13 protein-coding genes are annotated in these 15593 nt (G+C 66.4%); 6 read left to right on the plus strand and 7 right to left on the minus strand.

The annotated features are described in order from the left end of the window. The first annotated feature begins 85 nt into the window (after window positions 1–85). The 3 genes from BMY71_RS06650 (at window position 86) to BMY71_RS06660 (ending at window position 3750) form a co-directional block, all read left to right on the plus strand. Window positions 86–1261, plus strand: a complete 1176-nt coding sequence (locus BMY71_RS06650) for a M20 aminoacylase family protein (RefSeq protein ID WP_092682592.1) — start codon at window positions 86–88, stop codon at window positions 1259–1261. Next, a complete protein-coding gene (locus BMY71_RS06655) occupies window positions 1254–2669 on the plus strand; it encodes an amidase (RefSeq protein ID WP_092682594.1) in 1416 nt (471 codons plus the stop codon). The genes BMY71_RS06650 and BMY71_RS06655 overlap by 8 nt, the downstream gene beginning before the upstream one ends. A gap of 190 nt (window positions 2670–2859) precedes the next feature. After that, window positions 2860–3750 carry a crotonase/enoyl-CoA hydratase family protein gene (locus BMY71_RS06660; protein ID WP_011503688.1) on the plus strand — a complete coding sequence of 297 codons (891 nt, stop codon included), beginning with the start codon at window positions 2860–2862 and terminating at the stop codon, window positions 3748–3750. 76 nt (window positions 3751–3826) lie between these two features. Here BMY71_RS06660 and BMY71_RS06665 read toward each other — a convergent pair whose 3' ends face one another. The 6 genes from BMY71_RS06665 to BMY71_RS06690 all read right to left on the minus strand — a co-directional run bounded on the left by BMY71_RS06665 (window position 3827) and on the right by BMY71_RS06690 (window position 11234). Beyond that, entirely contained in the window at window positions 3827–5548 is a 1722-nt protein-coding gene (locus BMY71_RS06665) for an AMP-binding protein (protein WP_092682596.1), read from the minus strand. Window positions 5549–5747: 199 nt separating this feature from the next. Continuing rightward, on the minus strand, window positions 5748–6635 hold the full coding sequence (mmsB, locus tag BMY71_RS06670; RefSeq protein ID WP_092682598.1) for a 3-hydroxyisobutyrate dehydrogenase: 888 nt from the start codon (window positions 6633–6635) through the stop codon (window positions 5748–5750). A 37-nt stretch (window positions 6636–6672) separates the two neighbouring features. Then, window positions 6673–7746 carry an enoyl-CoA hydratase/isomerase family protein gene (locus tag BMY71_RS06675; RefSeq protein WP_092682600.1) on the minus strand — a complete coding sequence of 358 codons (1074 nt, stop codon included), beginning with the start codon at window positions 7744–7746 and terminating at the stop codon, window positions 6673–6675. Continuing rightward, entirely contained in the window at window positions 7743–8888 is a 1146-nt protein-coding gene (locus BMY71_RS06680) for an isobutyryl-CoA dehydrogenase (protein ID WP_092682602.1), read from the minus strand. The genes BMY71_RS06675 and BMY71_RS06680 overlap by 4 nt, the downstream gene beginning before the upstream one ends. A gap of 12 nt (window positions 8889–8900) precedes the next feature. Next, a complete protein-coding gene (locus tag BMY71_RS06685) occupies window positions 8901–10397 on the minus strand; it encodes a CoA-acylating methylmalonate-semialdehyde dehydrogenase (RefSeq protein WP_041805386.1) in 1497 nt (498 codons plus the stop codon). Between the two features lie 171 nt (window positions 10398–10568). Continuing rightward, a complete protein-coding gene (locus BMY71_RS06690) occupies window positions 10569–11234 on the minus strand; it encodes a TetR/AcrR family transcriptional regulator (protein WP_011503694.1) in 666 nt (221 codons plus the stop codon). 148 nt (window positions 11235–11382) lie between these two features. On the opposite strand from BMY71_RS06690, the gene BMY71_RS06695 reads away from it, so the two are divergent. Continuing rightward, complete coding sequence (locus tag BMY71_RS06695) at window positions 11383–12153, plus strand: enoyl-CoA hydratase (RefSeq protein ID WP_092682604.1); 771 nt, start codon at window positions 11383–11385, stop codon at window positions 12151–12153. Between the two features lie 27 nt (window positions 12154–12180). Here BMY71_RS06695 and BMY71_RS06700 read toward each other — a convergent pair whose 3' ends face one another. Continuing rightward, complete coding sequence (locus BMY71_RS06700; protein ID WP_092682606.1) at window positions 12181–12771, minus strand: PaaI family thioesterase; 591 nt, start codon at window positions 12769–12771, stop codon at window positions 12181–12183. Between the two features lie 238 nt (window positions 12772–13009). Here BMY71_RS06700 and BMY71_RS06705 point away from each other — a divergent pair, with 238 nt between their 5' ends. Next, a complete protein-coding gene (locus BMY71_RS06705) occupies window positions 13010–14197 on the plus strand; it encodes an acetyl-CoA C-acyltransferase (protein WP_092682608.1) in 1188 nt (395 codons plus the stop codon). Window positions 14198–14257: 60 nt separating this feature from the next. Next, window positions 14258–15541 (plus strand): MFS transporter, encoded by a 1284-nt coding sequence (locus BMY71_RS06710; protein WP_092682610.1) that lies wholly within the window; start codon window positions 14258–14260, stop codon window positions 15539–15541. Window positions 15542–15593 lie beyond the last annotated feature (52 nt).

The following is a 15593-nucleotide window of genomic DNA, read 5'->3' on the forward strand; positions in this document are numbered from 1 at the left end:
CGTGCGGATCGTCGCTGCCCGATCCCTGCCGGTCCTTGCCTGCAGATCGCCCTAACGTGTCCCGAACCCCCAGGGTGACCTCAGCATGCCGACGATCGACCGCATCGATGCCTTCGCCGACGAACTGACCGCGATCCGCCGCGATCTGCATATGCATCCGGAGATCGGCTTCGAGGAGGTCCGCACCTCCAACATGGTCGCCGAGAAGCTCGACGAATGGGGCATCGAGGTGCATCGCGGGCTCGGCGGCACTGGCGTGGTCGGCGTGCTCAAGGGCAAGGGCAATAGCGGCCGCCGGATCGGCCTGCGCGCCGACATGGACGCGCTGCCGATGGAGGAGCACACCAACCTGCCGTGGCGCTCGACCATCCCCGGCCGCTTCCACGGCTGTGGCCATGACGGCCACACCACGATGTTGTTGGGAACCGCGCGGTATCTCGCCGAGACCCGGAATTTCGACGGCACGGTGCATTTCATCTTCCAACCGGCCGAAGAAGGGCTCGGCGGCGCGCGCGCGATGATCAAGGACGGGCTGTTCCAGAAATTTCCGTGTGACGAACTCTACGGCCTGCACAACGCGCCCGATCTGGCGCATGGCGAGGTCGCGATCCTGCCCGGACCGGCGATGGCGGGCGCCGACTTTTTCGACATCACCATCTCGGGCTACGGCGCGCATGGCGCGATGCCGGAGCGCTCCAAGGACCCGGTGGTGATCGCGATGACGCTCGGCCAGGCGCTGCAGACCATCGTCAGCCGCAACGTCGATCCGCTGCACTCGGCGGTGCTGTCGATCACCCAGATTCATTCCGGCTCGGCCTACAATGTGATTCCCGGCGAAGCGCGGCTCGCCGGCACCGTCCGTGCGTTCTCCGACGACATCCGCAAGCTGGTGCGCGAGCGAATGCGCGCGCTCGCCGCCGGCATCGCAGCGGCGTTCGACGTCGAGATCAGCGTCGACATCCGCGACATCTTCAGCGTGCTGGTGAACCAGCAGGAGCAGAGCGACGTGGTCGCTACGGTCGCGCGCGGCGTGGTCGGCGACGCCAACGTCAAGCTGCGCGAGCAGCCGAAAATGGGTAGCGAGGATTTCGCCGACATGCTGCAGACGATCCCCGGCGCGTATTTCTGGATCGGCCATGACGGCGACGTACCGGTGCACAATCCCGGCTACGTGCTCGACGACAAAATCCTGCCGATCGGCGCCAGCATGTTCGCGCGCATCATCGAAACCCGGCTGCCGGCGGGCGCCTCACATGTCTGACGGCGTGATGAACAAGGCCACCGCGCTGCACGCGCTCTCCGCCACCGAACTGCTCGCCGGCTACTACGCCAAGCAGTTCTCGCCGCTCGACGTGATCGACGATGTGATCGCGCAAATCGCGCGCTGGGAGCCACACATCAAGGCGCTGTACGCGTTCGATCCCGACGGCGCGCGCGCCGTGGCGAAGGCCTCCACCGAACGCTGGCGCAACAGCGACCCGATCGGCCCGCTCGACGGCGTGCCGGTGACGATCAAGGAGAACCTCGCGACGCAAGGCACGCCGGTGCCGCTCGGCGCGGCGACGACGGGGCTCGCGCCGGCGCCGGCCGATGCGCCGCCTTCGGCGCGGCTGCGCGAAGCGGGTGCGGTGATCTATTCCAAGACCACGATGCCGGATTTCGGGATGTTGTCGTCGGGGCTGTCGAGCTTCCACGGCATCACGCGCAATCCCTGGGATCTGACGCAGAACACCGGCGGCTCGTCCTCGGGCGCCGGCGCGGCCGGCGCTGCGGGCTACGGGCCGCTGCATCTCGGCAGCGATATCGGCGGCTCGGTGCGGCTGCCGGCGAACTGGTGCGGCCTGTTCGCGCTGAAGCCGAGCCTCGGCCGCGTGCCGATCGATCCGCCTTATGTCGGCCGCTGCGCCGGGCCGATGACCCGCACCGTCGACGACGCCGCGCTGATGATGAGCGTGCTGTCGCAGCCCGATGCGCGTGACGGCATGAGCCTGCCGCCGCACGATTTCGCGTGGCACGATCTGGCGATCGATCTGCGCGGAAAGAAACTCGGGCTCGTCACCGATCTCGGCTTCGGGCTGGCGCTTGAGGACGAGGTGCGCGACGTCGTGGTGAAAGCCGCGCGCGCATTCGAGGCGCAAGGCGCGATCGTGCAGGAGGTTCAACTCGGCTTCACCCGCGCGATGATGGACGGGCTCGACAATTTCTGGCGGGCGCGGCTCTGGGACGATCTCGCACAGCTCAGCGACGAACAGCGCAGTCAGGTGCTGCCTTACATCTATCGCTGGGCCGAGCGAGGCGCGCAGCTGACCGGCGTCGAGGTTATGCGCGGCTTCAACATGACGATGGCGGTCCGCGCGATCGGCGCGGAGCTGTTCGCGGATATCGACTACCTGATCTCGCCAGTCGCGCCGGTCGTCAGTTTTCCCGCCGAGCGCGCCTCGCCGCTCGACGATCCCGACAAACCGTTCGATCACATCCTCTATACCGTGCCATGGAATATGGCCGAGAACCCGGCCGCGTCGATCAATGGCGGCTACAGCGCGAAGGGCTTTCCGATCGGCGTGCAGATCGTCGGACGCAGGTTCGACGATCTCGGCGTCCTCAAAATGGCAAAAGCGTTCGAAGGCCTGCGCGGCCGACAGCTTCCATGGCCCGAGCCGCCGCGCTGAACGTCCGAGCTTGACCAACACACCGCGCACCAACTAACCATCGTCATTCCGGGGCGCCGCACAGCGGCGAACCCGGAATCCATAACCAATGCAGGGGATATGGATTCCGGGCCTGCGCGCAACGGCGCGCATCCCGGAATGACGCGACGAGAGGCTTCAACAAGAATAACAACGGGCGAAGGAAACACCCATGACGTTCGAGACGATCAAATACGAGGTCGCCGACCAGATCCTGACCATCACGCTGAACCGGCCCGAGAAGCTGAACGCGTTCAATGCGGCGATGCAGACCGAGCTGATCGAGGCGTTCGACAAGGCCGACGCCGACGACGACATTCGCGCCATCATCGTCACCGGCGAAGGCCGCGCGTTCTGCGCCGGCGCGGATCTATCCTCGGGCGCCGACACTTTCGATCGCGACGCGCGCCGCGGTCCGGTGAAGCGTCATGCCGACGGCGCCGCCGACTATAGCGACCCGCAGGTGCGCGACGGCGGCGGCCAGGTGACGCTGCGCATCTTCAAATGCCTGAAGCCGGTGATCGCGGCCGTGAACGGCCCCGCGGTCGGCATCGGCGTCACCATGCAACTCGCGATGGACATCCGCATCGCCTCGGAGGCTGCGCGGTTCGGATTCGTGTTCTCACAGCGCGGCATCGTCCCGGAAGCGGCGTCGAGCTGGTTCCTGCCGCGCATCGTCGGCATCAGCCAAGCCTTGGAGTGGTGCTACACCGGCCGCGTCTTCCCGGCGCAGGAAGCGCTCGCAGGCAAACTCGTCAGCCGCGTCGTGCCCGCCGATCAGTTGCTGGAGACCGCCCGTACGCTCGCGAAGGAAATCGCCGCGAAGACCGCGCCGGTCTCGGTCGCGCTGATCCGGCAGATGATGTGGCGGATGCTCGGAGCCGACGATCCGATGGAAGCGCACAAGATCGACAGCCGCGGCATCTACGAGCGCGGCCGCTCCGACGACGTCAAGGAAGGCGTCACCTCGTTCCTGGAAAAACGCCCGGCGCAATTCAAGAACAAGGTCTCTGCCGACATGCCCGCATATTTCCCGTGGTGGGACGAGCGGGAGTATAAGTAACAATCGTCATTCGGGGATGCGCGCACCCGCGCGCAGACCCGGAATGACGAACGAGAGGTGGACGCGCGACGCGCCCTCACCCCTCCTTCGCAGGCGCGGCTTTCAACTCCGGAAAATCCTCTTCGCGATACTCGACGCCACGCAGGGTGTCGGCGCGGTCGTCGTCGTGTTCGAGGCGACGCAGATGCACGCGGCGGATCTTGCCGGAGATCGTCTTCGGCAGTTCGGTCACCAACTCGAGCTTGCGGATGCGCTTGAACGGCGCCAGACGTCGCTGCATGTGGCGGAAGATCGACAGCGCCGTGTCGCGCGAGCGCTCGGCGTCGGCCGTGAGCAGCACATAGGCTTTCGGAATGGCCAGCTTGATCGCATCGGGGCTCGGGACCACAGCGGCTTCGGCGACGGCCTCGTGTTCGAGCAGGATGCTCTCCAGCTCGAACGGGCTGATCCGGTAGTCCGACGATTTGAAGACGTCATCGGTCCGACCGACGAAGGTGAGATAACCGTCGTCATCGGCGAATGCCACGTCGCCGCTGCGATAGATATCGCCCTCGGCGCCCGACAATTTGCCGCCTTCGCCCTGATAGCCCTGCATCAAGCCGGCCGGGCGCGCATCGCCGAGCGCCAGCGTGATCTCGCCTTCCTTCGCGGGATGGCCGTCGGCGTCGGTGATCCTGACGACGTAGCCCGGCAGCGGCCGGCCCATCGAGCCGATCTTCACGGGCTGGCCGGGCGAATTGCCGACCATCGCGGTGGTCTCGGTCTGGCCGTAGCCGTCGCGGATCGTGGCGCCCCATGCCGCGTTGACCTGATCGATCACTTCCGGATTGAGCGGCTCGCCGGCGCCGCACACTTCGCGCAGGCTCACCTTGTAGTCGGCGAGCTTCTCCTGAATGAACATCCGCCACACCGTGGGCGGCGCGCACAGTGTGGTGACGCCACAGCGGCCGATCGTCGCGAGCAGACTCTTGGCGTCGAACCGCGGCTGGTTGACCACGAACACGGTGGCGCCGGCGTTCCACGGCGCGAAGAAACAACTCCAGGCGTGCTTGGCCCAGCCTGGCGACGAAATGTTGAGATGGACGTCGCCCGGCTGCAGACCGAGCCAGAACATCGTCGACAGCGCGCCGACCGGATAAGAGCGCTGACTGTGCCGCACCAGTTTCGGCTTCGCCGTGGTGCCGGAGGTGAAGTACAGCAGCATCGGATCGTCGGCCTGGGTCGGCCCATCCGGCGTGAAGCTGTCGGATTGCTGCGAGGCCTCGTCGTAACCACGCCAGCCGTCCTGCGGGCTGCCGACCACGATGCGGATGAGGTCATCGCCGCCGAGATCGGCGAATTTCGCCACCTGATCGGGCGCTGCGACCACCGCCTTGGCGGCGCCGCGGTCGAGCCGGTCGCGTAATTCGTCGGGCGTCAGCAGCGTGGTCGCCGGGATCACCACGATTCCGAGCTTGATCGCCGCCAGCATCGTCTCCCACAGCGGCACGACGTTGCCGAGCAGCAGCAGCAGATGATCGCCGCGTTTCAGGCCCTGCGCGCGCAGATAGTTCGCGACCTGATTGGAGCGCTTCGACATCGTCGCAAAGCTCGGCTTGAGCTCGACGCCGGTGATGCCGTCGACGATCCACAGCGCGGCGCGATCACGGCTGTCGGCGTTGGTCGCGAGTTCGGCGTCGAACCAGTCGAGCGCCCAGTTGAACGGCGCCGGATCCGGCCAGCGGAAGCCGGCGACGGCCGCGGCGTAGTCGGTCCGATGTTCGAGTAGAAAGGCACGGGCTTGCTGGAAGGTGGTCATGGCGCCCTCATTAAAAAGCAACAGCATCGGCTATGCTAACCAGCGTCATCCTGAGGAGCCGGGCCTGGCCCGCAGGGCGAAGCCCGGCGTCTCGAAGGATGGGCCGCTTGCGCTTGTGTCCGCATCCGTCGAGGCTCGCCCTGCGGGCGAGCGCCTCAGGATGACGGCTCTGTGCCCACGGCACGCGACAGAGGCGAAACTACTTCCTTCCCTGCTCGCGCAGGTGGTTGATGATTCCCGAAAAATCAGCGCCGCCATGGCCGGCCTGTTCGAACGCCGTGTAGATTTCGGCGGCATGTGCGCCGAGCGGGGTGGCCGCGCCGGAGGCCTTCGCCGCCTCCTGCGACAGCTTCAGGTCCTTCAGCATCAACGCCGCGGCGAAGCCCGGCTTGTAGCTGTTGTTGGCGGGCGACGCCGGCACCGGGCCAGGCACCGGGCAATAGCTGGTCAGCGACCAGCACTGGCCCGACGAGGTGGACGCGACATCGAACAACGCCTGATGCGACAGGCCGAGCTTCTCGGCCAGCGTGAATGCTTCGCTGACCGCGATCATCGAAATGCCGAGGATCATGTTGTTGCAGATCTTGGCCGCCTGCCCGGCGCCTGCGCCGCCGCAATGCACGATCTTCTTGCCCATTTGTTCGAGCACCGGCTTGGCCGCGGCGAACGCCGCCTCGCTGCCGCCGGCCATGAAGGTCAGCGTCGCCGCTTTCGCGCCGCCGGTGCCGCCGGAGACCGGCGCATCGATCGACGCGGCGCCGCACTTCGCCGCCAGCGCATGAGCCTGCACCGCGCTTTCGACGTCGATGGTCGAGCAGTCGATGATCAGCGCGCCCTTGGCGACGTGCGGAAGGATCTCGTTCCAGACCGCGAGCACGTGCTTGCCGGCGGGAAGCATGGTGACCACCACGCCTGCGCCCTGCACGGCTTCGACCGCTGATTTCGCAATCGTAATGCCGTCGGCCTTGGCCGCCTCGATCGACGCCGCGGCGAGATCGAAGCCGGTGACGTGCCGCCCGGCCTTGACCAGATTGGCGGCCATCGGGCCGCCCATATTGCCGAGACCGATGAATGCGATTGCTGTCATTGTCCTCCCCTTCTTCGTTCTCGACGGGCCCGTCTGTTCAGTCCGGAAACTTCAATTCCTCGACACCGCGATCGGCAAAGTAGCGCGCCACGATCTGCGGCGTCACCTCGTCGATCCGCGCCGGCTGCCATTTCGGAGCGCGATCCTTGTCGATCACCGCAGCGCGGATGCCCTCGACAAAGTCGGCGCTTCGGAAGACTTCGAGCGCGGCGCGATATTCATGCACCAGACACTGTTCCAGCGTCGCCGCGCCGCGCGCCATCCGCAGCAGCTTCAATGCCACCTTGAGGCTGGTCGGCGACTTGCCGCGCATCGCCTTCAGCGTCGCCAGCGCGAACTCCGATCCGTCACGTTCCAGATCGGCGAAAATCTCTTCGACCGTGTCGTGCGCGAACCACGCATCGATCTGTCGGCCGTGAAGCTGCGCAGGCCCGGGCTCGGGCGTCGCAGCGAAACCCGCGATGATGCTGCGAACCTGATCGGCGTCAGCCCCCGCGGGCGCTGCGATCAGCGCCGCGCGCAATTCCGCCCACGCGGACGTCGGCACATGAGCGTCGGCGAATCTGGCGTGGATCGCGTCGGCGCCATTCATGGTCTCGCCGGTGAGGCCGAAGTAAGTGCCGATCTCGCCGGGCGAGCGCGACAACAGCCAGGTGCCGCCGACATCGGGGAAAAAACCGATGCCGACTTCCGGCATCGCGATTCTGGTCTTCTCGGTGACGATGCGATGGCTGCCATGACCGGCGATGCCGACCCCGCCGCCCATCACGAAGCCGTCCATATAGGCCACATAGGGCTTCGGGTACTTCGCGATGCGGGCGTTCATGACGTATTCTTCGCGCCAGAACACCGCACCGAGATCGCCGCCTTCGCGCGCGCTGTTGTACAGCCCGACGATGTCGCCGCCGGCGCACAGCCCGCGTTCGCCGGCGCCCTCGATCAGAATCAGCGCCACGGCCGGATCGGCCCCGAACTCAGTCAGCGCCGCGTCGAGGCCGCGCGCCATCTCGAGCGTCAGCGCATTGAGCGCCTTCGGCCGGTTGAGACGGACGACGCCGGCTGAGCCCTCACGCCGCACAATCAGGTCGGGCTCGATCATCGGCGCGTTCATCGATTGTCCTCGAGCAGTTTGCGCGCCACGATCAGCCGCATGATCTCGTTGGTGCCTTCGAGAATCTGATGCACGCGCAGATCGCGCACGATTTTCTCGACACCGTATTCGGCGAGATAGCCGTAGCCGCCATGCATCTGCAGTGCGTCGTTGGCGACATTGAAACCGACATCGGTGCCGAACCGCTTCGCCATCGCGCACAGTTTGGCCGCGTCGGGGTCCTTGCGATCGAGCGCCGCGGCCGCGCGCCACAGAAATGTCCGCGCCGCTTCCAGTTCGGTCGCCATGTCGGCGATGCGGAACTGCAGCGCCTGGAATTCGTCGAGCCGCTTGCCGAAAGCCTTACGATCTTTCATGTAGCCGAGCGCCTTGTCGAGCGCCGACTGCGCGCCGCCGAGCGAGCACGCCGCGATGTTGAGCCGGCCGCCGTCGAGACCGGCCATCGCGATCTTGAAGCCGATGCCCTCGTCGCCGAGCCGGTTGGCGACCGGCACGCGCGCGTTCTCGAAGATCACCGAGCGGGTCGGCTGCGCGTTCCAGCCCATCTTGCGCTCGTTGGCGCCGAACGACAGGCCGGGCGTATCCTTGTCGACCACCAGCGTCGAGATTCCGCCCGGGCCGTCGCTGCCGGTGCGCACCATCACGACGTAAAGGTCGTTCGCGCCCGCGCCGGAGATGAACTGCTTCTGGCCGTTGAGCACGTAGTCATCGCCGTCGCGCACCGCGCGGGTACGCAGCGCCGCGGCGTCGGAGCCGGAGCCGGGTTCGGTCAGGCAGTAGCTCGCGATCAGCTCCATGCTGCACAGTCTCGGCAGCCATTGCCGACGCTGCGCGTCGCTGCCGTAGCTGTCGATCATCCACGCCGCCATGTTGTGGATCGAGATGAACGCCGACACCGCCGGGCAGCCTTCCGCCAGCGACTCGAAGATCAGCGCCGCGTCGAACCGCGTCATCGCGCTGCCGCCGACGTCGTCGCGGATGTAGATTCCGCCGATGCCGAGCGAGGCCGCCTGCCGGATCACGTCGAGCGGCAGGTGCTTGTCCTCGTCCCATTTCAATGCGTGCGGCGCGATTTTCTCGGCCGCGAAATCGCGCGCCATGTCACGAATGGCGCGCTGGTCTTCGTCGAGGTCGAACTGCATCGCAGCCCGCGCCTACTTCATCAACGGGATCGAGAACTCCGCGCCTTCCTTGACGCCGGAGGGCCAGCGCGAGGTGACGGTCTTGGTCTTGGTGTAGAACCGCACCGAATCCGGACCGTGCTGGTTGAGATCGCCGAAGCCGGACTTCTTCCAGCCGCCAAACGTGTAGTAGGCGATCGGCACCGGGATCGGCACGTTGATGCCGACCATGCCGACATTGACCTTCGCCGCGAAGTCGCGGGCGGCGTCACCGTCGCGGGTGAAGATCGCAACGCCGTTGCCGTAATCGTGGTCCGAGGGCAGCGCCAGCGCTTCGGCGTAATCGTGGGCGCGTACCACGCTCAGCACCGGGCCGAAGATCTCTTCCTTGTAGATCCGCATGTCGCGGGTGACGTTGTCGAACAGACAGCCGCCCATGTAGAAGCCGTTCTCATAGCCTTGCAGCTTGAAATTGCGGCCGTCGACGGCCAGCGTCGCGCCTTCCTTGACGCCGATATCGACGTAGTTCTTGACGCGCTCCAGCGCCTCACGCGTGACCAGCGGACCGAAATCGGCCGATGGATCGGTCGAGGGACCGATCTTCAGCGCCTCGACGCGCGGGATCAGCTTTTCCATCAGCCTGTCCGCGGTCGCCTTGCCGACCGGCACCGCGACCGAGATCGCCATGCAGCGTTCGCCGGCCGAGCCGAAGCCGGCGCCGATCAGCGCGTCGACGGTCTGGTCGATGTCGGCGTCGGGCATGATGATGGCGTGATTCTTGGCGCCGCCGAAGCACTGGGCGCGCTTGCCGGTCGCCGCCGCGCGCTCGTAGATATATTGCGCGATCGGCGACGAGCCGACGAAGCCGACCGCGCGGATGTCGGCGTCATCGAGAATCGCGTCGACCGCCTCCTTGTCGCCGTTGACGACGTTGAGGATGCCGGGCGGCAGCCCAGCTTCGATCATCAAAGCCGCAAGCGCCATCGGCACGCCGGGATCGCGCTCCGACGGCTTCAGGATGAAAGCGTTGCCGCAGGCGATCGCGGGGGCGAACTTCCACATCGGGATCATCGCCGGGAAGTTGAACGGGGTGATGCCGGCGACCACGCCGAGCGGCTGGCGCATCGAATAGATGTCGATGCCGGGGCCGGCGCCTTCGGTGTATTCGCCCTTCATCAGATGCGGAATGCCGCAGGCGAACTCGGCGACTTCGAGACCGCGCTGGATGTCGCCCTTGGCGTCCGGAATGGTCTTGCCGTGCTCGCGCGCCAGCAACTCGGCGAGCTTGTCGTAGTCGCGCTGCACCAGGTCGAGGAACTTCATCATCACGCGGGCGCGGCGCTGCGGGTTGGTCGCGCCCCATTCCGGCTGCGCGGCCCTGGCGTTCTCGACGGCGGCGCGCAGCTCGGCGCGGGTGGCGAGCGCGACCTTGGCTTTGACCTCGCCGGTCATCGGCTCGAATACGTCGGCGAAACGTCCCGACTTGCCTTCGACCTCTTTGCCGCCGATGAAGTGCCCGATCGTGCGCATCCGTATCCTCCTGAAAGGCTGTTTTCTGGTCCCCTTGAACAGCCTTTTTTGATCTTTGGGAAGGGCCTGCGCGCGTGAGACACCTGCCAAAATGCAGAGATCACCTTGAAGCGGCATAAAGTCACCGCCGCACACGGCGCGTGCGAGCGGCTCTCAGTGTCGGAAGCAGAATCAGGCGGTGGCTTTGCGGGGTTTGGCCACGGCTTTAGTTTTCGCCACCGGCTTGCGCGGAGCGCGCGGTTTCACCGGCGCCTTCCGATCGGCCGCCCCTGCAAGAACGGCATCGCGGCCAGCCTGCAGAATGGCGTCGGAGAGTTCCCCACCGCCGGCGATCCGCGCCATCAGCAGCGATCCCATCATGATAGCGAGCGTCGCCATCGCCTGCTTGCGTGCCGCTTTTGGTGGCGCGTCGACGAAATCCGTCGCGATCGTCTCGATCATCCGCTCGAGCTTGGCGGCAAACGCCCTGCGCGTCTTCGGGCTTTCGCGGGCGATCTCGGCGCCGAGCGCCGGCACAGCGCAGCCGCGGCCGGGGTCGTCGCGATGCGTCGCCGACAGATAGCTGTTGACGATCAGCGCCATCCGCTCCTGCGGCGGCGTCTCCGCGGCGAGCTTGCGCCAGCGTTCGTCGGAGCGGTCCATCGCATAGGCGAAGGCCTCGATCACCAACTGCTCGCGCGAGGAGAAATGCGCATAGAACCCGCCATGGGTCAGGCCGGCATCCTTCATCAAATCGGCGACGCCGATGCCGTGAGCGCCCTTCTCGCGCAGCCGCACCGAAGCCTTCCGCACGATGCGGTCATGGGTTTCGAGCTTGTGTTCTTTCGAGTAGCGCATCGTAGCCTATCAGATGTTTCTGATCATATCATAGCGAGCTCCCGCCGGAACGCCACTGCCGAAAGCGCGACATATCGGATGGCTTCGCCCGCTTGACAAACAGCCGCTTGCCCCAGAACAAACAGACCGAGGAAACGTGAGGCAATTCATGCGGATGATCAATTCCCATTGCGGCGTTGCGAAAGATGCCCGCGGCGTCGTCCGGTTGACGATCTGTAACGCCGGCCCACTCAACATCCTGAACTCTCGGGTGATCGACGGGGTCCGCCAGGGCGTCGCGGAGGTCGCTGCCGACGAGACAAATCGCGTCGTGATTGTCGCCGGAGAAAGCGACCGCAGTATGATCGGCGGCGCCGATATCAAGGAGATGGCGACGCTGGATCAGGCCTCGGCCGAACGCTTCATCACCGGACTCGGCAGATTGTGCGAGACGGTGCGCACGGTTCCGTCTCCGGTGATCGCGCGAATTCCCGGCTGGTGCCTCGGCGGCGGACTGGAATTCGCCGCCGCCTGCGATTTCCGCGTCGCAGCCCACGATTCCAAATTCGCGATGCCGGAAGTGCGGGTCGGAATCCCGTCCGTGATCCACGCCGCTTTGTTGCCGCGGCTGATCGGCTGGAGCCGGACACGCTATCTGCTGATGACCGCCGACACCATCGACGCAAAGACCGCGCTCGACTGGGGCCTGATCGACAAGATCGCGCCGCCGGGCGAACTCGACGACGCCGTCGAGAGCCTCGTCGAATCGCTACTCGCCTGCGCGCCGCAGGCGCTCCGGGCGCAGAAGGCTTTGCTGACCGCATGGCACGACATGCCGCTGCGCGAGTCGGTCGCGCACTCGATCCCCGTGTTCGGGCAGTCCTACCTCACAGGCGAGCCGCAGAGACTGATGGGCGAGTTCGTCAATCGGAAACGCTGATTCCGCGATACAGCTAACGCACCCGCCTCAGGAATCTTCGGGGAGCGCACGTGGCTGCGAAGGCCCGCCCCCGATCATCGAGAACGTCGCAGTGCCGTGCACCGCGAGCTTGCCGGCGCCGTCGCGGACGAAGCCCTCGGTATAGCTCGACTGCCGGCCGAGCTTGATCACCCGGCCCTCGGCCCGAATGGTGCCCGAACGTACCGACAGCGGCCGCAGATAGGTCAATTTAAGGTCCAGCGTCACCGATCCCTGCCCGGCCGGCAGGTGGGTCGAGAGGGCGCAGCCCATCGCGGTGTCGAGCAGCGCGGCCGCGACGGCGCCGTGTAACAGGCCGACGGTGTTTTCCAGGCTCTGCTCCGGCTCGAGCTCCATGACGACCAGCCCGGGCTCGACCTCCGCCATCGTGAATCCGATCAGTTTCGCCAGCGGCGGCGGCGGCAATACGCCGTCCCGGATCGCACGCATCGCCTCCAGCCCCGACATCGCCATCGCGGCGCGGGTCACCAGCCGGGGCTCCTGCCACTCGATGCTGCGGCACCGCCTCGACTGCGGCGCGAACAGAGCGGCCTGCGGCGAAAGGGCGGACGTTTCGGAAGGACTTTCGGAAAGACTCATCGGGCTAACCATGCGTTCGATTTGATATGACGATCATCATATATATGGACCACGGAGCACGGCAAGCGCCAGCTCCGGCGTGCGACAAGGTAGCGCTCCCCCGCGTCATCCACCGCCGGAGATTCACAGCGTTGTGCGCCGGCCGGAGGTTGCAATCCTCTAATCTCATTATATGATGACTATCATATTCAATTGCACCGCGGTCGTCGCAACGAACATCTGTGCTGGGAGAACTCGCATGTCGGATCCTGTCGTCATCGTTTCCGCGGCGCGCACGCCGCTCGGCCGCTTCCAGGGCGAGCTGTCTGGACTCAGCGCTCATCGGCTCGGCAGCCAGGTGATCGGCGCAGCGCTGGCGCGGGGCAAGCTCGCCCCCGAACGGATCGACGAAGTCCTGATGGGCTGTGTTCTCACCGCCGGCCAGGGTCAGGCACCGGCACGGCAGGCGGCGCGCGGCGCGAAATTGCCGGACGCCACCGGCGCCACAACGGTCAACAAGGTCTGCGGCTCCGGCATGAAAGCGACCATGCTGGCAAACGACCTGATCCGCGCCGGCTCTGCCGACATCGTGCTGTCGGGCGGCATGGAGAGCATGAGCAACTCCCCCTATCTGCTGGCCAAGGCGCGCAGCGGCTATCGCGTCGGCCACGACCGGATCATCGACCACATGCTGATGGACGGCCTGGAAGACGCCTATGAGAGCGGTCGGTCGATGGGCGATTTCGGCGAGGCCACCGCCGAGGCCTATCAGTTCACCCGCGCCGACCAGGACGTCTATGCGATCGAGACGCTGACCCGCGCCCGCAACGCGGTTCAGACCGGCGCGTTCCATGCGGAGATTGTGCCGGTCACCGTGACCGACAAGGCCGGACCGCGCGAAATCGCCAATGACGAACACCCGCTGAAGGTCGATCCGGCGAAGATCCCCGCTTTGAAGCCGGCGTTCCGAGCCGACGGCACGATCACGCCGGCGGCCTCCTCCGCAAATGCCGACGGCGCCGCGGCGCTGATTCTGGCGCGGCGCTCGCTCGCCGAGCGCAACGGCCTGCCGCTACTGGCCGAGATCAAGGGCCATGCCACCCACAGCCAGGAGCCGCAATGGTTCACCACCGCGCCGATCCCGGCGGTCCGCAAACTCCTCGACAAGGTCGGCTGGAACGTCAAGGACGTCGACCTGTTCGAAATCAACGAGGCCTTCGCGGTGGTGGCAATGGCGGCGCAACAGGACCTCGATATTCCGCGCGACAGGCTCAACGTCAATGGCGGCGCCTGCGCGCTCGGCCACCCGATCGGCGCCACCGGCGCGCGGCTGATCGTGACCCTGCTGCACGCGCTGCAGGCACGCGGCCTGAAACGCGGCGTCGCGGCGCTGTGCATCGGCGGCGGTGAAGCCACCGCGATTGCAATCGAGCGCGACGCTCACTAGCCCGCTCCCGCTTCGGCCGCCCGCAACGCCAACTCTCGCACGACTCCGCAGGTGCCCCAGATGATCTCCAACGCCCTCGCCGCCACCCTCGCCCGCCGCGACATCCACTACGGCTGGGTGATGGTCGGCGTCACCTTCCTGACCACACTGGTCTCGGCCGGCGCGGTCGGCGCGCCGGGCGTCTTCATCCTGCCGCTGCAGCAGGAGTTCGGCTGGACCACCGCGGAGATTTCCTCGGCGCTGTCGGTCCGCTTCGTTCTGTTCGGACTGATGGCGCCGTTCGCGGCGGCGCTGATGAACCGCTACGGGCTGCGCAACATCGTGCTCGCCGGTCAGGTGATCGTCGCGCTGAGCCTGGTCGGCTCGGTGGCGATGACACAGGTCTGGCAGTTGATGGTTCTGTGGGGGCTCGCGGTCGGAATAGGCACCGGGCTGACCGCGATGGTGCTGGGCGCCACCGTCGCCACGCGCTGGTTCAACGATCGTCGCGGCCTCGTGGTCGGCATCCTCACCGCCAGCATCGCCACCGGGCAACTGGTATTCCTGCCATTGCTGGCGAGCCTCACCGAACGGCTCGGCTGGCGCGCCGCGCTGCTGCTGCTGTGCGCCGGCCTCGGCGTCGCGGCGATGGGCGTGCTGCTGATGATGCGCGACCGGCCGAGCGATCTCGGGTTGCGGCCGTTCGGCGATACGGGCACCGAGCCGCTGCCGCCGCCCCCGCCCGCCAACGCCCCGATCGTGGCGGCGGCGCTGGGCGCACTCCGCGACGCGGCGAAGACCCGGGTGTTCTGGATCCTGTTCGGGACCTTCTTCATCTGCGGCGCGTCGACCAACGGGCTGATCCAGGTTCACCTGATCCCGCTTTGCGCCGATTTCGGCATTCCGCAGGTGCAGGCGGCGGGCCTGCTCGCGGCGATGGGGATCTTCGATTTCGTCGGCACGATTCTGTCGGGCTGGCTGTCGGACCGCTACGACAATCGCTGGCTGCTGTTCTGGTATTACGGGCTGCGCGGCCTATCGCTGCTGTTCCTGCCGTTCAGCGATTTCACCCTCTACGGCCTGTCGCTGTTCGCGCTGTTCTACGGCCTCGACTGGATCGCCACGGTGCCGCCGACGGTGCGGCTCACCGCACAGAAATTCGGCCCAGAGCGCGCCGGGCTGGTGTTCGGCTGGATCTTCGCAGGTCACCAATTGGGCGCGGCCGCCGCCTCGTTCGGCGCCGGGCTGTCGCGCACCGTACTGCTGAGCTATCTGCCGGCGTTCTTCGTGGCCGGCGCGCTGTGCATCATCGCGGCGGCGGTCGTGCTCATGATCAGCAAGCATCCGCGGCCAATGGCGGCGTAGGAAGCAGTAAATCAGCTCATGGCTCGAGACGGCGCTTTGCGCCTCCTCACCA

This window comes from Rhodopseudomonas pseudopalustris (assembly GCF_900110435.1).
Classification (GTDB): domain Bacteria; phylum Pseudomonadota; class Alphaproteobacteria; order Rhizobiales; family Xanthobacteraceae; genus Rhodopseudomonas; species Rhodopseudomonas pseudopalustris.